This is a genomic window from Lysinibacillus sp. UBA5994, assembly GCF_002429725.1.
Classification (GTDB): domain Bacteria; phylum Bacillota; class Bacilli; order Bacillales_A; family Planococcaceae; genus Lysinibacillus; species Lysinibacillus capsici.
On sequence record NZ_DJAU01000033.1, the window covers coordinates 1 to 21,163 of the forward strand.

Annotated in this window: 17 protein-coding genes; 3 read left to right on the forward strand and 14 right to left on the reverse strand. The window is 38.3% G+C overall.

What is annotated here, in order from left to right; genetic code table 11:
• Positions 1-32: 32 nt before the first annotated feature.
• The 3 genes from B3D98_RS11450 to B3D98_RS11460 all read right to left on the reverse strand — a co-directional run bounded on the left by B3D98_RS11450 (position 33) and on the right by B3D98_RS11460 (position 4,229).
• Positions 33-1,418 carry a HAMP domain-containing sensor histidine kinase gene (locus tag B3D98_RS11450; protein WP_054548609.1) on the reverse strand — a complete coding sequence of 462 codons (1,386 nt, stop codon included), beginning with the start codon at positions 1,416-1,418 and terminating at the stop codon, positions 33-35.
• Positions 1,415-2,089 carry a response regulator transcription factor gene (locus B3D98_RS11455; RefSeq protein WP_048392894.1) on the reverse strand — a complete coding sequence of 225 codons (675 nt, stop codon included), beginning with the start codon at positions 2,087-2,089 and terminating at the stop codon, positions 1,415-1,417. Before B3D98_RS11455 ends, B3D98_RS11450 begins: the two co-directional genes overlap by 4 nt.
• 112 nt (positions 2,090-2,201) lie before the next feature.
• A complete protein-coding gene (locus tag B3D98_RS11460; protein WP_048392897.1) occupies positions 2,202-4,229 on the reverse strand; it encodes a diguanylate cyclase domain-containing protein in 2,028 nt (675 codons plus the stop codon).
• A 542-nt stretch (positions 4,230-4,771) separates the two neighbouring features.
• Here B3D98_RS11460 and B3D98_RS11465 point away from each other — a divergent pair.
• Positions 4,772-5,320 (forward strand): GNAT family N-acetyltransferase, encoded by a 549-nt coding sequence (locus tag B3D98_RS11465; RefSeq protein ID WP_004230128.1) that lies wholly within the window; start codon positions 4,772-4,774, stop codon positions 5,318-5,320.
• Positions 5,321-5,400: 80 nt separating this feature from the next.
• Here the strand turns inward: B3D98_RS11465 and B3D98_RS11470 are convergent, their stop codons facing one another.
• Positions 5,401-6,477: an undecaprenyldiphospho-muramoylpentapeptide beta-N-acetylglucosaminyltransferase gene (locus tag B3D98_RS11470; RefSeq protein ID WP_048392899.1), complete on the reverse strand. Its 1,077-nt coding sequence runs from the start codon at positions 6,475-6,477 to the stop codon at positions 5,401-5,403.
• 171 nt (positions 6,478-6,648) lie between these two features.
• On the opposite strand from B3D98_RS11470, the gene B3D98_RS11475 reads away from it, so the two are divergent.
• Positions 6,649-7,995, forward strand: coding sequence for an MATE family efflux transporter (locus tag B3D98_RS11475; RefSeq protein ID WP_048392901.1), 1,347 nt, complete (start codon positions 6,649-6,651; stop codon positions 7,993-7,995).
• A 44-nt stretch (positions 7,996-8,039) separates the two neighbouring features.
• Here the strand turns inward: B3D98_RS11475 and B3D98_RS11480 are convergent, their stop codons facing one another.
• The 9 genes from B3D98_RS11480 to B3D98_RS11520 all read right to left on the reverse strand — a co-directional run bounded on the left by B3D98_RS11480 (position 8,040) and on the right by B3D98_RS11520 (position 19,925).
• The gene (locus tag B3D98_RS11480) at positions 8,040-9,116 is read right to left on the reverse strand and encodes a Ger(x)C family spore germination protein (RefSeq protein WP_288583083.1); all 1,077 of its coding nucleotides are present in this window, start codon (positions 9,114-9,116) and stop codon (positions 8,040-8,042) included.
• On the reverse strand, positions 9,106-10,134 hold the full coding sequence (locus B3D98_RS11485; protein ID WP_288583085.1) for a GerAB/ArcD/ProY family transporter: 1,029 nt from the start codon (positions 10,132-10,134) through the stop codon (positions 9,106-9,108). Before B3D98_RS11485 ends, B3D98_RS11480 begins: the two co-directional genes overlap by 11 nt.
• The gene (locus tag B3D98_RS11490) at positions 10,131-11,564 is read right to left on the reverse strand and encodes a spore germination protein (protein ID WP_288583087.1); all 1,434 of its coding nucleotides are present in this window, start codon (positions 11,562-11,564) and stop codon (positions 10,131-10,133) included. Before B3D98_RS11490 ends, B3D98_RS11485 begins: the two co-directional genes overlap by 4 nt.
• Before the next feature lie 121 nt (positions 11,565-11,685).
• On the reverse strand, positions 11,686-14,640 hold the full coding sequence (locus B3D98_RS11495) for an EAL domain-containing protein (RefSeq protein ID WP_288583089.1): 2,955 nt from the start codon (positions 14,638-14,640) through the stop codon (positions 11,686-11,688).
• 179 nt (positions 14,641-14,819) lie between these two features.
• Entirely contained in the window at positions 14,820-15,131 is a 312-nt protein-coding gene (locus tag B3D98_RS11500) for a helix-turn-helix domain-containing protein (RefSeq protein WP_288583091.1), read from the reverse strand.
• A gap of 102 nt (positions 15,132-15,233) precedes the next feature.
• On the reverse strand, positions 15,234-15,923 hold the full coding sequence (locus tag B3D98_RS11505; RefSeq protein ID WP_048392912.1) for a CAP domain-containing protein: 690 nt from the start codon (positions 15,921-15,923) through the stop codon (positions 15,234-15,236).
• Between the two features lie 442 nt (positions 15,924-16,365).
• Entirely contained in the window at positions 16,366-17,268 is a 903-nt protein-coding gene (locus B3D98_RS11510; RefSeq protein ID WP_288583093.1) for a CobW family GTP-binding protein, read from the reverse strand.
• Between the two features lie 68 nt (positions 17,269-17,336).
• On the reverse strand, positions 17,337-18,851 hold the full coding sequence (locus tag B3D98_RS11515) for a S41 family peptidase (RefSeq protein ID WP_288583095.1): 1,515 nt from the start codon (positions 18,849-18,851) through the stop codon (positions 17,337-17,339).
• Positions 18,852-19,151: 300 nt separating this feature from the next.
• Positions 19,152-19,925 carry a GNAT family N-acetyltransferase gene (locus tag B3D98_RS11520; RefSeq protein ID WP_288583097.1) on the reverse strand — a complete coding sequence of 258 codons (774 nt, stop codon included), beginning with the start codon at positions 19,923-19,925 and terminating at the stop codon, positions 19,152-19,154.
• A gap of 131 nt (positions 19,926-20,056) precedes the next feature.
• On the opposite strand from B3D98_RS11520, the gene B3D98_RS11525 reads away from it, so the two are divergent.
• Positions 20,057-20,335: a hypothetical protein gene (locus B3D98_RS11525; protein WP_048392921.1), complete on the forward strand. Its 279-nt coding sequence runs from the start codon at positions 20,057-20,059 to the stop codon at positions 20,333-20,335.
• A 43-nt stretch (positions 20,336-20,378) separates the two neighbouring features.
• Here the strand turns inward: B3D98_RS11525 and B3D98_RS11530 are convergent, their stop codons facing one another.
• The gene (locus tag B3D98_RS11530; RefSeq protein ID WP_066036803.1) at positions 20,379-21,125 is read right to left on the reverse strand and encodes a polysaccharide deacetylase family protein; all 747 of its coding nucleotides are present in this window, start codon (positions 21,123-21,125) and stop codon (positions 20,379-20,381) included.
• Between the last annotated feature and the right edge of the window lie 38 nt (positions 21,126-21,163).

The window sequence follows — 21,163 nt, forward strand, 5'->3', positions numbered from 1 at the left end:
GATAGAATAATGAAATAAAGCTTGTATTTTTCTTAATATTTTAGCGGGATTTTCAGCGAGAAAACGGTTCCAATATTAACCTCACTCTTGACTTCTACTGTGGCATTGTATTTTTCAAGTAACATCTTCGAAATACTAAGCCCTAAGCCTGTTCCACCAATTTGGCGATTTCTTGCTTCATCCACTCGATAAAAACGATCAAAGATAAACGGAATATTGTCTTGTGCTATTCCTATACCATTATCAGTAATTTCTAAACATGCATAATTTCCAGCAACAGAAATAGAAATTTGTATCTCAGGAATTTTTTCACAATAACGAATGGCATTCTCTATTATATTACGAACGATTTGACTTAGTGCATTTTCGGTGATAAATAACGGACCAATTTCACCATGTTTCGACAGCGATATTCGCGCTTGTGGATGAACAAGCTTTACCTCATCCATCACTGCTTCGATGACCACTAATGCATTAGCCTCACTTGTTTCATCTTTTTCCTCACGCCGTGCAAGTTCTAATAATTCCTCAATCATTTTGCGCATACGAGCAATTTCTGTTAAGGAGGTATCAATGGATTCCTCTAATATGGCAGGATCATGCTTGCCCCATCTTTTTAAAAGAGAAAGATGCCCTTCAATTGCTTGAATCGGTGTACGCAGCTCATGAGAAGCATCGGCGACAAATTGCTGCTGCTGGGTAAATGAGATTTGCAGCTCATTCATCATGGCATTATACATCTTCAGTAAATCACCAATTTCGTCATGTGATGTATAGGTTAGCTGTATAGGCTCCTTAAATCCTTGATCCATCACAGTTTTCATGGATGCACGCAATTCGTGTAGTGGCTTCATTAAATAGTTCGCTAGATAATAGCCAATAGAGCCAGATAACACTAAGGCTCCTAACCCTGCAATCAGCATGGCTGTCAAAAGATAATGCATGAGAGATTGAAAACTAGTTAACGGATGAATCACCTGAATATAGCCTTGGAAAAAGCCCATCCGAATCGGTTCATTGATGACCAGCACATCCTGCTTATCAATGGTCATCTCAAAAATTTCTTGCAACGAATTAAGTGGTGCAGCAGCAGAGGTATCATTGATTCGTAAAATATCCACCCCATCAGCATTAAATATTCGGACCGTCTCATCACGATCCGCAATCGATTTGAGCAAGCCTGTATTTTGCTGAATTTGCTGAATGGTAATTGTAGGACCTTGGGACTCTAAAAAAGAGATGATATCCTTACTTGTCCGATTGACCTTACTCTCCTCATCATTTAATAACCATGTATGCAGAGAAAGATAGACGACTACACAAATAATCGTAAAGCTAATAAAGATGACACTGCTTGAGGTCAGCATCCATTTTTTTTGCAGGGACTGCTGACGTAAATAATTTCTTAACTTATTCATTCTCGCATCACATACCCAACACCACGAACGGTTTCAATATAATCATTCATCGCCCCAGGGAGCTTTGTACGTAAATGTCTGATATAAACATCTACCACGTTGGTCTCGATATCCGTATCATAGCCCCAAACGGATGTTAAAATATGCTCTCGTGTACATACTCTATTTTTGTGCTCAATTAATAGTTTCAATAAGTCATATTCTGTCTTTGTTAGATCAAGTTTATTCCCCTGAACGAAAACTTCATAGGCAGCTACATCTATTTCAATATCCCGTAGGCATAAAGATTCACTGCTTGTCTGCTCTGGCGTGACACGACGTAAAATCGTCCGTATCCTAGCCAGCAGCTCTTCAATCGCAAAAGGTTTGACGATATAGTCATCAGCCCCTGCATCGAGTCCTGCTACACGATCCATCACAGCATCTCGTGCCGTTAATAAAATGATCGGTACTTGTGATTGTGTTCGGATGCGACGGCAAATCTCAATCCCATTAATACTTGGTAACATCACATCCAGTAAAAGTACATCAAAATTTTCCGATGTTGCCAAAGCCAATCCTTCTCGACCATCAAAGGCAGTTTTTACTTCATAGCCTTCGTGTTGTAATTCAAGTTCGACAAAGCGAGCGATATGCTTTTCATCTTCTACCAACAATATCTTCTTAGGCATCATATCACCTTCTATTCCAAAATAACGATGTAGGATTTTTATCCCTATACTGTTATAGCATAACATCAAATAAAAAGTCTGTCTCACAAGGAAAACCTTGTGGACAGACTTTTTAGTGTATATCTGAAATGGAGAGGTTGTTTTTCCCCGACTCTTTTGATTTATATAATGCTTGGTCAGCTAAATCCATTAGCTCATCCAATGTTCGAGCATGGTCTGGGTAATAGGCAATGCCAATTGAAGCAGTTGGTGTAAAAAGATGGTCCTCTATCATCCAGCCTTCTGCTAATTCATCGCGAATCCGTCGAATAATATGCATAATTTGATGATGTCTTTTTTCCTGATCTCTTGTTAAGCCAGTTAAGATGACAATAAATTCATCGCCACCTATTCGAATAACCATATCATGGCTTCGAACTGTTTTGTTCAAGGAACTGCCGAATCGCTGAATAAACGCATCGCCCGTCTCATGGCCAAAGCGATCATTTACTTCTTTAAAATCATCACCATCTATATAGAGCATCGCCACACAGGTTTGATTTTCATTTGCTTCTGCTAGGATTTTAGGAAACTCCTTTTCTAAAAAACGCCGATTAGGTAGCTGTGTTAAAGCGTCGTGATAGGCTAAATACAGCAAATCATTTTCCCTTTCTTTGCGATGTGTAATTTCACGAGACACCATCATAATTTGAGAAACTTTTTCACGTTCAGGGTCGTGCACAACCGTGACATTTCCTTCTGTCCAAATCGGCGTTCCATCTTTCGCCTTCAGTAAAAGCTCAAACTGTGAATCTGTTTGCCCTGTATAATTATTCAAGAATGTTTGCCATTCGCCTTTACTTTCTCGATCAATAATGTCACTGTAAAACTGTCCTTGTAGCTCTACATTTTCATAACCTAAATAAATACCATAGGACGGGGAAGCATAGATAATGATGCCATCCTCATTTGTAATCACAATTAAATCATTTGTATTTTCTGTGATGAGTCTGAAAGTACGTTCAATATTTTTTAATTCTGTGAACATTCTTTTCTTATCCGTAATATCATAGTTAATGGTTAAAATTTGTTCGATTTGACCAAACTCATCTTTTAATGGAACGATGGTAGTTTCTACCCAGTAATCTGCATGATATTTCGTTCGATAGCAAAGTTCTCCACGCCACATTCCCATCGTGTCCAGCTTATCTTCAATTATTTGAAAAAGGTCTTGCCCACGGAATCGTGGTTCGATCAATGCGTAGGGCTGACCGATTAACTCCTCCGCCGTGTAGCCAGAAGCCTGTAAAAACATCTCACTCACTTCGGTAATGTTACCCTTATGATCTAATACAGCAATGGCTGTAGCTGAATTTAATGCAGATTTAAATACTTCTAGCCCGTGAGACTTCGAGCGTAATTCTGCTTTTTGTAAAGTAAATTGTGTAAAATCTTGCATGATAAGAAATATGGCAAAGGAATTATCATCCTGCATCACTGGTGATAGTGACAGTAAATACATGCGTTCCTGCTGGTCCAATGTATGCAATTTAATAAACTTCTCGCCAACGTTTTCCCCTCTTGCAGCTTTCTGCAAACAAATTTTTATTTGTTCAACTTCTTCCTTTGGAATAATCGGTAAATCCACAAACATTTTCTGTTTGACGGTTTCATTATCTAATTGAAAATCTTCCATAAAGCTTGAATTCACTTCGTATATCATTCCTTCAGCCGATAAAATGACTGTTGAGAAAAAGGCATGGTCAAACATGGACCGCATAAATAAAAATTTATCTTCAATACTGCGGTCATAAAGTATTTCCTTCGTGATGGCTAAAATATAGTCTTCGTTCTTATATTTCAACGGTCTGACGGATGTTTCATATTTACGAACCTCCGACTGAACATATGCATAATCTACATAGTCAACCTGTTTATGTTCTCTAATGGCCTCATGGTAATTTTTCTGAATGATCAAAAAATTACGCTTTGAGGTAACGGTCGAAATCATTTTACCAATCGCCTCATTCGATAACAGATCTTGAGCTGCTTGATTTAAGCGAATATATTGATAATCGTCCCCTACTTTTTTCACGAGAAAAACAAAATCCTTGCCAATAAATAATGAGTTAAAGAAATCTTCGCTTAAAATATACTCCATGCTGTCACCTCCAGAAAAGCCATTGCCATCATGATAGAAATGTTCGTATGTATGTGTTGTTAGATTAAAAATAATACTACTATTATAACATAAAAATAAAAAATTACCTTTCTAGAATCGTAAAAATTATATCCTTTTAAGGATAATATTTGATATATTACCTATTATAACAAGCCAACAATCCTACTAAAGATGTAGATAAATGATTAATATTAGTTAAAATTGATAGGTTAGTCTTAATGCTAAAAAACAACAATATTATGGATAATCACATTTCATTTATCAGAATTTACTGACTATTAAACTCAAATTTTGTTTTTTTACGAGCAAAATGATTGCATCAAGCAGTTTATATGTTATATTATATTTAAAAAACTAGCCTTTTTTCGGTATGGTCGAAATCAGTAAGACAGCGGGAGATTATGGAATATCATAGTTATAACGTCTAGTTCTTTGGGTTTTAATTCCAGTACGAATTTTAGTTTTCTTCTTTATGCTTCAACGGAATTGTTTTAACTACCCTAGTAAAGGAGGCGTTTCGTATGCTTAAACATCGAGACCTGCATGAATGTACAGAGCTTTATGAGCTATTATCACACCCTTCTGTATTCCCTTTTGTCCGTCAAAAAGCCACATCCGCTGATGAATATTGGTTTATGACAAAACAACTGATTGAAGAGGAAGCGAGAGGACTCGCTATCTCGAGGACCATAACTGATGATTGGGGTCAACCAATCGGCACCATTAGTATTCACGATGTGGAGGACGGTGCAGGCTTTCTAGGAACGTGGATTGGACTCCCTTACCAAGGTAAAGGTTATAATCAAAAAGCAAAAATGTTATTTTTGAACGAGTTATTTTTTGACTATAATTTTCATACGGTCTTTCTCCGTATACGTGTTGAAAATTTAAAATCACAGCGTGCTGCTTTAAAGCTTCCCTATGTGGTGAGTGCCAATGAAAGTCATCCAACATTATTAGCGCAGGTTAATAGCGGTGAGGCACAATTTAATTTATTTAAAATTCCAAAAGATTTATTCTACCTAACAACGGCACATCAAATGCAAGAAGGCGAAGAGCAAGCAATGTAGTGTGTATATATAAAAGAGAAGCTATAAGGTTTTGTCATTTCGACCTACCTCATAGCTTCTTTTCTTTTTTCAAATAGTACTTATTTCTTGTACCGTAAAATTAATGACGCCATTTCATCTGGTGTTTTTGGTTTTTGCGTTTTTGCCATTGTCTCCACCATTTCCACTTTACGCTCTGTTAGTGTATGAACAGACTTCATAAAAGATTCCTTTGTCAACTCGTCTTCCTGTAACACTTCTGCGTAACCTTGTTTTTTAAACAAGTTGGCATTTAAAATTTGATCTCCACGACTTTTTTGCGCTGAGAGAGGTACTAATAGCATCGGCTTGTGAAGCGCTAAAAATTCAAAAATGGAGTTAGAGCCTGCTCGTGACACAATAAAGTCTGCAGCATGCAATAAATCAGGTAACTCTGTTGTCACATACTCAAATTGCTTGTAGCCTGGCATTGCCTCCAGTGCTTCATCATAATTCCCCTTCCCACATAAATGAATGATGTGAAATTGCTTGAGGAGCTCTGGTAAGTTTTTACGTAGTGCCTCATTTAAGACAACAGAGCCTAAACTCCCTCCCATAACAAGTAAAACAGGCTTTAAAGTAGAAAAGCCGCAGAAAGCTAGCCCCCTTGCTCTTTCTCCCTCAAATAACTCAGGACGAATAATGGAGCCTGTGCAAGTAGCCTTCTCTTGAGGTAAATGCTTCAGAGTTTCTTCAAAAATTGTGAATACATGTGAAGCAAAAGGTAAGGCTATTTTATTGGCAAGACCAGGTGTTACATCAGATTCATGGATGACGACTGGCACACCTGCTAATTTCGCTGCCATCACAACGGGTACAGATACAAACCCTCCCTTTGAAAAGACAACCTGTGGCTTCACTTTTTTAATAATACGAAAAGCCTGCATCATTCCAGCAAGCACTTTAAATGGATCTGTAAAATTTTTCATGGAGAAATAACGACGCAATTTACCACTCGCAATGCCATAAAACGGAACATCGGGGAACGCCTCGCCAATTAATTCTTTTTCAATACCTTGCTCTGAGCCAATATAGTGGACATCATAACCAAGTTCTAGTAAAGACGGGAGTATCGCCTGATTTAACGATACATGGCCAGCTGTCCCACCACCGGTTAAAATGATTGTTTGTTGTTTCACACAAATTCTCCTATTCCTTAAAAACCATTGTAGTTAGCACTACTTTTTGTTTACAGTGTTCTATTTTACTATATGCTGACGAAAAGATATAGATGAAGCATGAAAATTTCAGCTTTTCTCTCTTTACATATGCTATACTTGTTCATTATGTTCATGAAGGAAGTAGAAAATATGTATCAAACATCCACAATTAAGGAAAAATACGTGCTACTCTTAAAAATGATTGTCCCTATTTTAGTGACACAGGTAGCTATTTATCTTATTTCATTTTTTGATATTTTAATGTCCAGTCGTTACGGGACGGTTGATTTAGCAGGTGTTTCGATTGGTTCCTCTATCTGGATGCCGATTTATACTGGACTTTCAGGTATACTCCTAGCTATTACGCCAATTGTCTCACAGCTTGTGGGAGCGAAAAAAGAGATGGATGCAAAAAAGGCAGTCCAGCAAGGCATTTATGTAGCCATATTGCTGGCGATCCTTATTTTTACAGGACTCTTCTTTGGCATTGATTGGATACTTAGTAAGATGAACTTAGAGTCTGCTGTACATAGCATTGCAAAAGGCTACATCTATGCGATGTGTGCGGGTCTTTTGCCACTTTTCTTATTTTTTGTTATGCGTTGCTTTATTGACGCCCTTGGTCAGACACGGGTCACGATGATCATTACCTTAATGACAACACCCATTAATATCGTGCTGAACTATATCTTTATTTTCGGCAAATTTGGTGCGCCTGAGCTTGGCGGCGTCGGAGCTGGTGTAGCGACAGCAATAACGTACTGGCTAATATTCATGATTACAGTATGGATCATCGCTAAACGAGTACCGTTCGAACGATTCCGTCTGTTTCATGATTGGCCTAAGCTTGAATGGCTTCGATGGAAGGAAATTTTATTGATTGGGGTACCGATCGGTATTTCCCTATTTGCAGAAACAAGTATTTTTTCTGCTGTGACCATGATGATGAGTAATTTTAGCACAGAAATCATCGCAGCCCATCAGATTGCCATCAATTTCACTTCTCTGTTATACATGGTTCCGCTCAGTATTTCTATGGGTGTCACAATATTAGTAGGTTTTGAGATCGGCGCTGGTCGCATGCGAGATGCTCGTATGTATAGTTATCTATGTGTAGGCACAGCCATTTTATTTAGCTTTATATCAGCTTGCATCTTGTTTATTTTACGTGAACCTGTAGCACATATGTATACGACAGATCAGATGGTACTTGAGTATGCCGTACAATTTTTAGTCTACGCAGCCATTTTCCAGCTATCTGATGCAATACAAGCACCAGTACAAGGCGCATTGAGAGGCTATAAAGATGTTATGATCACGTTTATCATGGCCATTATATCTTATTGGGTGATTGGCTTGCCAGTTGGGTATACCCTTGCCACACATACGGATTTCGGCCCATTTGGCTATTGGATTGGCCTTGTGGCAGGTTTAACAATGGGCGCAATTACTCTTTTAATTCGTCTATTGGTTGTTCAAAAAAGAGTCACTGTTTAACAACAAAAAAATCGCTTTTCTCTAACTTGAGAAAGGCGATTTTTTTAGCGTAAAACACCTGTGCGAATGATTTTCACTTGAACAGACGGCACTAGCTGTAAGGATGCATAGACAGCATGCCAATCCTTCTGAAACATTTTGGGGTGATAAGCACGAATATATCGACCAATCCCCAACGTATCCGATTGCTGATCTTGAAGAATCCGCAAAACCTCCTCAAACTCTGCCTGCACATGATCTTGAATCAACTGCTGAACCTCCTTGAAAACGGGGTCTTTATATAAATGGTCATGTGCAAATTCCTCAATTTCTACCTCTATGAGATAATCCATGTCTATTCTTTTTAATTCCTCATTCACCGTCCATTGACGCTTGATATGAATAACATCAGCCGTGATTGGCATCGATTTTCCATCATGCTTCCACATATAGCTCATCCGCGCTTGTTTGCTAGGTTGATTCATTAAGAGAAGCATCGTGAGAGATTGTTTTGGTGTTAATATTGTACCCGTAAACGTTTGACCTGAGAACAAAGCGACACCTGCCGCAACAGCATGCTTTTTATCCTCACTTAACTGAATATACGGTAGTGCTATATCAATTGTCTGTTCAAATAGCATGGAGCCAACCGTCTGTAAATCTAATTTCGGGAAAATTGTATTTTCCTCTGTGCTTTCCATAAAACGTTCATAATAGCCTCCTGCCCCCCCTGCTAAATCCTTTGTTAGCTCTATAAACGGCTTGACATCCCCTTCTGTTACAGCAATTTTTATCGAAATCGGGTTTTGGGGATCACGAAAATAAATATCCAAAATATCATAAAGAGGCTCTCTTACCGTTTGGTCCGATACAAGGATGGTCGATAGCTCAGATAAATCAAGTGTTTGTTCTACTTTTAAATTGGCTTGATTCCGTACATCTCTTGGTGAAATGCCGTCCGCTTCAATCACTTCATTTTGCTGAGCTGCTGTATTCGGATAGGCATAATATCCCTTGTATGCCCCTATATATCCGTCCACCCCAACGAGCGTCACAACGGAAGCGTTTTTATAAAGTCGTTCATCCCAACAGCCAGCTAAAAGTAACATAGACAAGAGGAGCATAATCCCTTTACGATACACGTTTTCCCCTCCATTTATTCCAACAAATTATCATCATTGGTAGTAGAATCGTAAACACAATGAGTACGTAGTGTATAGAATTTTTGATAAACTCAATGCGCTGAAATTGCATGACAAATAGCGGCAGGATGGCTAAGAGAAGATGAAAAAAAACAATACTTCGTTTCGGATGCTTCCGTTTTTTTGACAAATAAAGCACACGAAGGGACAAACCGTAGATCATGACCGTAACAATGGACCAAGAAAGCCAAATATAGATGAAAAAAATATCCAGCCGTTTTACAAAATTCACTTCCTGTGATTTTAAAATATACATAATAGGCTCTGGTATTAGTTGAACCTCCTCCAAAGCAAAGAACATTTGTGTAAAGACAACCGAAATAAAATAAAAGAAAAAAATGACGAGTTGATAAATCAATAAGGGCTTTCCCTTCACCTGTAAATCCTGTTTGAGAAATGGACGATAAAGGAGGTACATTTCAATCCCAAAAAAGGCATACATGCTATGAATCATGCCCGCCATGATTTGCCTAGTATTGTTCCACTCAACTGGAAAAATATTACTCCACGTTAAATCTGGAATAGCCAGCATTAAAAAAATGACAAAGAGGAAAATGATAGGAATTAGCATGACACCAATATTGATGATGGTTTCTGGTCTAACTAAATTGGCATACAAAGATAGCCCTACAATCATCATGACAACAATCCATTCAGGTGTTCGGGGCAAGACCCATGAGGCCAGAACATACCCCATATAGGCAATTAATACAGCTGTTATTAATAACCAATAGATCAGATAGACCCAGCGAAAGAACCCATTTAAAAAGAAAAATTGATAATAGCGTTCAAAAAATAACAGCAAGCCGTAATGGAAGATGCTAGCAAGGAAGAAGACATACCATGCACTATGTTGACTGTATATGATTAACGGTGTTTGAAAGGCAATGTAGACAACACCTGTCTGAATGATAAAGAGTAGTAAAAAAAATTGTGCCTTTGATAGAGAAAAATTCATGGTGTATCCTCATTTTTTCCCTTTTCATCCTTCGGTGGTTGAAAGGAAGTAACTTGGACTGTCGGTCTAATAAATGGCCAGCGTAAAAAAATTTTATAAACAGCTTTCGGTTGAAATGGTACGATAGGTGAAAAATACGGCTGTTTCAATGACGTTAAACTAATTAAATGAATTAATAGGATGACAACTCCTACCACAATGCCTAAAAACCCAAATAATGAGGCAAGTAGCATAAACGGAAAACGGATCATGCGAATCGTGCTATTCAATTCAACGGACGGGACAACATAGCTTGAAATGGCCGTTAAGGCGACAACAATGACCATTAAGTTCGACACGAGTCCCGCACTTACAATGGCATCTCCTATCACTAATCCCCCTACGATCCCAATCGTTTGCCCTACTGATTGTGGTAAACGAATACTTGATTCTCGAATGAGCTCCATAATAATCTCAAGTATCAGTGCTTCAATTAACGGTCGATAAGGTATATCATTAACATCATTTTTTACTTGATTACTTAATTCTAAGGGTAATACCTCAAAGTGAAAGCTAATCACAGCAATATAAAATGCTGGTAAAAAAACCGCCGTTACAAACGACAGCAAACGCACTATTTTATAAAAAGAGCCAACCACTACCCGACTATTATAGTCATCAGGTGTTTGATAGAAAGAGAAAAATGTCACAGGGCCTATCAAGGCAGACGGCGAAATATTGGTCATAACCACAACTTTACCCTCCACTAAGTGGGCTACCACACGATCTGGATGCTCTGTATTTAACAATTGTGGAAATGGCGATAACACGGAATCCTCTAGTGCATCACTTAACTGGCCAATGCTATAAAAATAGTCGATTTTAATGTCTGCAATCCGCTTTTCCATCTCTTGTAAGGTTTCAGGCCGTATAACCCCATCCATATAGAGATAATAAGCTTTAGTGTTAGTTTGTTGTCCAATTGTAAAAGATTTGACCACAAGAGCGGGATTATTCACTCGCTTTCGTATCAATGTTAAATTGGTATCCGCACGCTCCACAAGACCCTCATGGGAGCCTCGCAGAATATGTTCATTGTTTGGCTCCTCAAGATTACGACGAACTTCATTGGTAATCGCTAACGTCAGCATTTTTCCCGTATCAGGCAAAATCACGAGCGTTTCACCTTGGCAAACCCGTTCAATCGCTTGCGGTAGCGCAAAATTATCGAGTGTTGTAAGTAGGGTTTCACTCCAAAAAGGTTTTTCTGTATCTAAACGTGCATAAATGGTATCCAGTATTTTTTGTACTTCCTTCGCATCAACAAGAGAAGCGTAAAAGCATAAAATAGCCGTGTCCCCTTCATGCCAATCTATTTGTCTGACGGTCAAATCCGAGGAATGGTAGAATGCTTTTTGTAGGCTTTTGATCATATACTCCACTTTATCCATAAAACGCCTCCTCTACTGGAGAGTATAAGCATTTTTCGTGTATTTCAAACGCTTAGTTCGTGTGATTCCACGCCATGAAAAAAAGATGCCCTCTAGAACATTTGGGCATCTTCATGATCAGCTATTTTTTAAAATAAGCTTCAATATCCTCATACATAAAGGGCGTTCCCTCTATTTTTTCATGGTGATTATGCAAGGCTGTCATTCGATTGATGATCGGGGCTAATTTTCCTTCATCCTCCTGCGTCAAATTAAAGGCGACGCCATAAGAATAGATTTGGTATTTTTCTTCTAAGGTCCATCTAAAAGTACCCTCTAGGTTAAATGATTGATTCATTAAAATAAAGCTAAATTTAAATTTCATCGTTTGATTAACGGGTAGCTTCAAAGAAGAGCGAATCTTCATGCCGCCTAAGCTAATATTTTCAATGATGATAGGTGTATGACCGATATTAATTTTTTGCTCATTCATTTCGATAATTGTCATGAAGCCCTTCACATAGGCCGGGAATTGAAAACGGTAATATTTGCGTCGCTCCACCACAGGTTTTTTATGAACAATCGCTTTTTGTGGTGTTAAAATGCCTTGTGCCAGCATTTTTTCAAAGGCTTTCGAGGGAACAGCCTTCGTATAAATACTACCTTGCAAATAATCACATTCTTGCTGCTTTAAAAAGATAAATTGCTCGTAACTTTCAACTCCTTTTGCCACAACCTGAATACCAAGCATTTTGGCTAAATAAATCGTTGCTGAAATGAGTCCATTTTCAATCGGACGATCATGACGAATTTCACGGATAAACGCTTCATAGATATGGAGTGTCGTTGGTTGGAATGTTCGCAATGATTCTAAGGAAGAGTAGCCTGTTCCAAAATCACCAATAGCAATTTTAACACCGATGTCTTGTAATTCTTTAAGAACGGTCATCACACTTGTACTATTTTTTAAGATGGTACTTTCGCTAATCTCGAACTGTATATAGTGAGCGTCAATTGAATTTACCTGTAATTGCTCTTGGACAAACTGAATAAAGCCCTTTTTCATCAGACGGATTGGCGATATCTTAATACTAATTGTTCGCAGCACATGCCCTTGCTGCTTCCAGTGCTGTAACAACGCACATGCTTTTTTAATCACCCAATCTGTAATGATGTGAATCATATGGTTTTCTTCCGCTAATGGAATAAATTCACCAGGTGACACAAGGCCCCATTCTTTATGATGCCAACGAATTAACGCTTCTGCACCGTTGATAACCCCCTTTTGCGGCTCCACCATTGGTTGGAAATATAATTCGAATTCCTCATTTAACATGGCTTGTCGCATATCTCGGTCTAACACATACTGTTTATAGGAAGTAATATCCTCTGTAAAGGCATAAATATGAAAACGATTCCTTCCCTGCTGTTGCGCATAGCATAAAGCTGAATATGCATTTTCTAATAAAATGTTTCTCGTTAAGCCCTCCTCTGGGTAAAAAGCAATACCAATGCTAGCAGATAGGTGCAAGCGATAGTCTTTTATCGAAAAAGGTGTATCAAAGGTTTTCAGTATACGGCTAGCCAGCGCGTAAATATGTTGCTTGCTCACATATTTTTTCATGACAATGATAAAATGCTGATTGTCTAAACGTGCCATGTAACTGTGATCATCTGTTAGTGTTGAAAAGTAGTTGGTCACCGTGCGCAGAAGCTCATCACCGATTTTCGTACCTAGCGCATTATTTAAGATATGAAAGCGGTTAATCGAAATATATAATAGTGCGAAGGGTTCGCCAGCTAAGCATAAGGTATCAACTTTATCATGTAAGCTCAAGCGATTTGGTAAACCTGTCAATTCATCATAATACACTAAATAATTAAGCTTCTTTTCTCGTTCAATCTCCTTTGTAATATCAGTTACTAAGCCGAAAATATGGTTGACCTCCCCTTGCTGATCTAGTCTCGGCACAATTTGCTCCAGCAACCACTTTGTCTGATTCTCCCCCGTTAGGATACGATAAATCACTTGATAGCTTTTGCCTGAAGCGAGATGATCTGTATACGCTAATACCTCCTCACGATGTGCAGGATGAATCATATTAATCCATACTTCTGAGTCATCATAAAGCTTAGCTAATGGAATACCAAGAATTCCTTCCAATCCTTTAGAGGCGAACAGCATATTGCCACGAATGGAATCTCGCATCCAAATCCCTGCATCTAAATTGTCAAAGATAGAATGATAGTTGGCTAATGTATCATTTAGTGTTTTCTCAAGTAGTTTGAAAGCCGTTTCGTCTTTGACAACCCCAATCATCTTAAAGGGCTTGTCATCCTTCCATATGACTTCGGCGGCTGCCTGTAGAAAACGCAGCTCATTGGTTTTACCGTGATAAATTCGGAAGTCACTGTCAAAATTAGTCCCTTTTCGAGCATGATTAAATGCATCATATGTCCTTTCATAATCATCTGGATGAATGAACTGGAAAACGTGCTCAATACCATCGTTATCTGAACGTGCAAAGCCAAAAATATGATAAAAGTTATCTGAGCAAAACAGTTTGTCATGCTGAATAAAGTACTCCCAGCTCCCAACTGCCGCAATATGCTGGGCGTAATTTAAATGCTTCTCATGTAGCATTAACTGATGCTTCATGGCTGAATACGTGGACATATCTTCAATGATTAAATAGAGCCCCTCCGCCTGATTGTCGTCATTTTTTATTGGTATAAACGTCAGTACGAGGCTTAGGTTTTGTCCTTGATGCTGGAGTCTTTCAATATCAATCTTGACCGACTTTCCTCGTAATGTTCGATTGAACGCTCTTTTTAATCGTTTATAATCTGCATCAGTCAGAATTTTCTTGAAATCTTCTGCATGACTAGGTCGATATTGTAATAGTTCATAGAGTGCTTCTTGATTGACGTAAATAATTTCGCCATCTGCCGAAAACACAATCATCATATCGGGGTGATACTTGGCAAAGGACATGGCATATGAAAATAAACGATGATCTTGAGCTGTTGCCAGCGCAAACGTATGCGGTCTTTCTTCTTTTGTAAAAAACTGCTTTAATAGATTCGGCTTTTTCATCCATCTCACCTCTCCCTACTTTTTACCCACTACTTATTTATCAATTCCCCCAAAATACAGTTTAAAAACTACTATTTATAAAAGAGAAAGAAAAGTTTCATCGACCGTTTTTCGCTGGAGGGAGCGCTCTTTTTTATTAGGGGATGCCCCTATCCAAAGAAATAGTTCATATGTTTTTCTTAAGGTACTACGATTAATTCCATATCCAATAGCCAGCGATCAATGGCTTGCTTTGGATAATAGACTTTGTCCCCTACCTTCACATGAGGGATTTCGCTTATGTAACTATTAGATCCGTCTGGCACTTCTGTTAATTTTAGCACTTCCACTACACTGATTCCTAAATAATCAGCTGCCTCTTGTTGTGACAATAGCTGGTGTTGCACGGATTCCTTTGGCTGCTCTTTTAAACTAGTGGCGATGAGCCAGCTTCCTATTAAAAACGACACGGCTAATGAGAAAACCGCCATTGCTATGCTATATTGTTTCAATTCTATCCTCCCTTTCTCATCAAATTTTACCATTAATTCAATAAAAAAAGATGCTCTATAAGCCTTTATAGACTTATAGAGCATCTTTCTATTAATAAATGATTATTTTTGGATAAATTGTTGTGTCCAGTAGTTACCTGATTTCACATAACCTACACCGATGTGTGTAAATTTACCGTTTAAAATGTTCGCACGGTGTCCTGGTGAGTCCATCCACGCTTGTACTACTTCTTGTGGTGAACGTTGACCTTGAGCAATGTTTTCACCTGCAGCTTTATAAGCGATACCTAAAGCTTTCATACGATCAAATGGTGAACCAAATGTTGGGCTCGTATGTGAGAAATATTTATTTGTTTGCATATCTTGTGATTTTTCACGAGCTGCAGCCATTAATTTTGCATCTGTTTGAAGTGGTGATAAACCAGCTTTTGTACGCTCAGCGTTTGTTAATTTTACTACTTCTTGTTCAAATGCGTCCACATCTGAAGTTGTTGTTGATGGTGTTGAAGTAGTTGGTGGTGTTGCTGGCTTTTCATTTTGTGATGATTGATTATTATTTGGCTTTGTTGGTGTTGTATTATTTGTTGTTGGCGTCTCATTAGATGGTGTAGATGCCTGTGGAAGTTTAATCGTCCACTTATGATTATTGTTTGACCATTTATAATAATAAACATTACAGTTTGTTGATTGCTGTACGGAATTCCCCTCTGTTGTATTTGCAGCAGCAGAAGCTATTTGAATTGGAGCTGCTAAAAGAAATGTTGCACAAATTGCAGTTAGTGTTTTTTTCATGTTTGCAATTCCTCCTTCTCTGCCACTAATCGTAAGGGATGATTTTCATTAAAATCTTACCAACATCTGCTAACTACGCCAACGAAGAAGAAAATGCGCGAAAAATCACGTTTTTTTCGCGTTATTTTTTAGCAGGTTTCACCAATCTATGAAATACTTACGTTTGAAAGAGGGTTGACACCCCTCCTAAACTCGTAAATATTTTAGAAAATAAACAGCTGATATGAATAAAAAATGTATGTTTTATACACTCATTTTTTAATCGCCTTTCTTCATTACTTTCTTTGCATCGCCCTGAGACGGCTAGTGTCGTAGCCTCATGTTAGCCTAATATTACAATTGTGTTACAAGATCGTTACATTTCATTTACATAAAAATAAAACAACCTGTGTAAAGCTACACAGGTTGTTCACGTGCAGAAATTCACTGGTTGCTTTATTCTTCAATTCTCCCCAATAACAGGTAAAGCACTAACATTCTCTCCAATAATAACAAGTTTTGCTGGCATTTTTATATATTCTGGGAGCCATTGCACCATTCCATAAGCATATTGGAACAACATTGGGTTTTTGATGCCCTTAATTGGTACATAGCCTTTCATACGATAAATCGTTTCAGGTAATGCACGCACCCAATCTTCAAACTGCTCCTGTGTAAATTCCTGATCTGTAAAATCTACTAAGCGAGAGCCCAGCTGCATTGAGGCTATTGGCGCTTTAACTATATCTGCTTTATCGACCTGTGTTGTTGCCTTCAGCCCCTCTAATAAGCTGAGTGGTACGCGTCCATTTGTCGTTTGCAATATAAAGGCATGAGGGTTCAAGCCCTGTAGTTCATAGACGACCTGACCTTGCTCTGCCTCTGTTAATAAGTCTGTTTTATTTGCTAACAATAGATGTGCATGGCGAATTTGCTCCAGAAATAAAGAGCGCACTTGTGGTGTTAATGTATCACGGTGTAGCCAGAGCTTAGAATCCGCCACCGTGATAATGCCTTTCACATTGAGCTGATCTGCAAAAAGCGGTGAAAAAACGGCATCCAAAGCTTCTACAGGATGTGCTGCACCTGTTGTCTCGATAATGAGCACATCAAAATCACTATCTAATAGAAGAGATTGAATTTGTGCCTCTGTTTTTTCAGCACCCGAACAGCAAATACAGCCCTCTAGCATCTCCTTTAGCGGGATATCCTTTTCCACTGCCTGCGAGTCAAATGGCAGCTTCCCGAGCTCATTCATAATAACAGCAGGCTTTAATTTCTTTTCTTTTAGCTGGCGAATGACATCTGTCAGCATGGATGTTTTGCCACTCCCTAAAAAGCCACTAAATAGGTACACATCTTTCATATTAGTTCCTCCCATAAAAAAAGCTGTCGCAGATGCCGTGAAAGACAACTGTTGCGACAGCTACATTGTTAGTTTGTTGTTTCCTCTGTTTTTTCGGCTGTTCCTACAAGAAGCTCTTTCGCTTTTAGTAACTGAGGATCATCGGCTTTCATTTTTGCACGTAATGCATCCATTAAAGCATACGTTGTATTACCTGTTAGAATGCCTGTTTCTTCAAGGTTGTTCGCTGCTTGTAGTTTTTCTACTGCCTGTGCGGTAGTGTCATCAAAGATCCCATCTACTTCACCAGGCTCATACCCTAGCACCTGAAGCATCTCCTCTGCTGCTTTCACAGAGTCAGATTGTAGGCCTGTCTTCATTTCTAAAGAGGCATTCAAGTATGGTAAAGAGGCATAGGATGGATACGCAACTTTGACATCAGGCTCAATTCCTTTTTCATTAATCCAGTTGCCCTTCGGTGTTAACCATTTACCTGTCGTAAATTTCAAATTAGAGCCGTCTTTTAATGGTGTAACATTTTGGACAGTTCCTTTACCGAATGATGTTTCACCAACAACTTTAGCACCAACTGACTCTTTTAATGCTCCTGCCAAAATCTCAGAGGCTGAAGCACTGCCACTATCAACTAGTACCGTAATCGGTAGGTTATATTTTTTACCTGCAATGGCATTTGTAATTTGAGGCTCCGCATCTTTTTCTTGTACCTGCACAATCGCCTTTCCTTCTGGTACAAAGAAATTAGAGATATCGACTGCAGCCTTTAGGTAGCCACCAGGATTTTGACGTAAATCTAATACAATGCCCTTCATTCCTTTGCCTTCATACTCAGTAAGGATTTTTTCAAGCTCTTGGGCAGTTTGTTCACTAAATGATGTAATTTGAATATGGGCAATATTGCCATCCAGCATTTCACCATAAACGGTTTCGACTGGGATGTCATCACGAACAATTGTCATTTGAATAGGTTCCGTATTTTCGCCACGTTTTACCGTTAATTTTACGGGTGTTCCTTTTTCGCCACGAATCAGTGCAACTGCCTCTGTTGCACTTAAGCCCTGAATACTTTTCCCATCAACTGTTAAGATAATATCTTTTGGTAATAAGCCTGCCTTTTCAGCAGGAGAATTTTTGATAGGTGACACTACTGTAATATAACCATTACGTTCTTGGATTTCTGCACCAATTCCTTGGAAGCTTGAAGATAAGCCAGAATTAAATTGATCCGCTTCTTCCTTTACCATGAAATCGGAATAAGGATCGCCTAATGCATCAAACATACCATTGATCGCACCATCGACCACTTTTTCATCGTCAATATCTTGGTAATAGTTATTTTTCAGTAAATCAAATGCTTCATATAATTTTGTAAATTCCTCTCGTTCAATCGGAACTTTCACTTCTACTACTTTCTTATCACCAAAGGTTAACGCAAATATTGTTAAACCTGCCGTAATAAGAATTGTAAAGAACATTAGCATGATAAATTTAAACGGTTTCAGTTGTATAAATTGTCCTGCCGGCTTTATTTCAGCTGGAGTCGGCTCCTGCTGCTGTTCTGTACTTTCTTTTTTCTGTTCATCCATCTTGATTGTCACCACTCTCATTTACACTAACTTGTTGTCACACTACTACCATCTTAACAGGTTATCCAGAAGACGAAAAGAAAAAGACTGTCAAAATTTCATGACAGACCTTGTCCGATCATGCTTCATTCTAACTAGCATTCCAGCACCTATTCAGCCATCATACTACTAAGTTTAGGCATATTATGGTACTGCCTTTTAATTTTACTCATTTCCTAGTAGCAGTCAACAAAAAACTCAAAGAATCATAGAAATGCTATAAGAATATAACGTGCCAGTGTCCAAAAAAGTTGCATCCTATCAGAAATTATTCATGAGTTTTTGCAGTTTTTTATATACGGAATGCACGGTTAATCGATGAAAGGCAATCAATTGTCCTTTATAAACTACTGAAAAAATACCATATGGTGTCGGTGATTTCTCCATCAGCTCTTCTCTCGTTTGAAGATCCACCAGCACTGGCTGCAATCCTAATTTTTCGGCAGCTAATTGAATATTTTCCGTGGCGACGTCTACATATGGACATTGAAAGGAACGTAAAATCGTTAAATGAGGAAATCTCGTTAATCGTTCCTGCCAATTATCAGGAAAGTATGGCCGTTCAACGCTTTCATGAAATGGAAAGGCCCATAATTCAAAATCATTGAGTGCTGTTGCCATATGCTGAAACTGATGCTGTAAAAATAAATCCTTGCTTGGCGTCCAGGAAGTTTGGTCATTTGTAATGACCACCACTCCCTTTTTCCCACGTTCCTTGGCATCCTTTAAGCACCTCTTCAGTAATTGTGTACCATAGCCCTTACCCACTGCACTTACCCATAAACAGTGAATCACCACATAGCCATCTGCATGTACAACTCTTGAAGAGTATTCCGCGTCTGTATATTCTATAAAACCTACTTGTTTTTGATTTTCAAGTACTTGTATGTAATGTAAGCCCTTTTCAAATTGTTGATTAAGCCATTTGTTTTTGTTCTGATAGCCCTCTGTTTTTTTCTTGCTTCGTAAACAAAAGCTGCCCTTTCCCTCTAACAGCTCACTATTCATTTCAATCAGCTCTATATGTTGTGTCAATGCTAGTCCCCCAATCCGTTAATTGTACTAATTTTACCATTTTTAGTGAATCATTCAACGATCATCGGAATCGCCTTTTCACTTGTTGTCGCATATGATGCAAGTAATGACAAATGTAAGGAGGAAGAACAATGGGGAGAAATAATAAACCGAGCCAAGGCAATGAATCCATAGAAATTTATGCGGCTAAGCTATCCTATATTGGCACAGCCATTTCAACATTAGGGGATGGTTTACAAACCATTGCAGCAGGACTCGCATTAGAAGCGCTCCAAAACGCGAACAATGATTCTTCTCAAACTAATAATGGTAATGGAAATGGGCATCAAACAGTTAAAATAGATAATATGCAGAAACAAATTGATTATTTAATTGCTGAGCTTAAACACATCAAAAAAATGTTTAAATAACCTTTACATAAAGAAAAGTGTTGAAGACGTTTCTGCTTCAACACTACTGTTTTTTTTCCATTTTCTTATGTGTCCTTTGGATTTCCAATAATTCAGAAACCGTCACAAACTGATAGCCCTGTTTTTCAAGCTCCGGTATGATTTGTTCCATTGCCTGAACCGTTTGTGCTCGATTTCCCCCACCGTCATGAAATAGGACAATATTGCCTGCTTTCACACCTTTTAAAACGGTATTCACGATGCGATGAACACCTGGGCTTTTCCAGTCAAGCGTATCTAAATGCCAAGACCACATAACAACCTTATAGCCTTTTTTTGAAATTGCATCAATCATCGCATCGGTATATTGTCCTTCAACTGGTCTAAATAATGTTGGCTGATAGCCTGTAATCCCTGCAATCACTTCATCTGTTTGCTGTATTTCTTTCATTAAATTGGTAACATTTGTTCTTAAAGGGTGTGTATAGGTATGATTGGCCAATTCATGTCCTTCTTCGTACATTCTTGTAATCAGCTCAGGATTTTTTTCTGCATTTTGACCGACAATAAAAAAGGTTGCTTTTGCATTATATTTTTCCAATACATCAAGGATATCCGCTGTATATTTGCGATGTGGCCCATCATCAAATGTTAAGGCAATGATTTTTTCATCTGTCTGAATTTCCCAAAGAATTTGACCTGCTTCCTCATAATACTTTCTTCCTTTATTTTCAGAAGAACTCACTTTTACATAAAAAAGCGACACTGTGATTAGACTAAGTGGTAGTAAAAGCAATAAAAACTTTTTCACATTTTCACGTCCCCAAATAATTATTTTCGTACTTTATT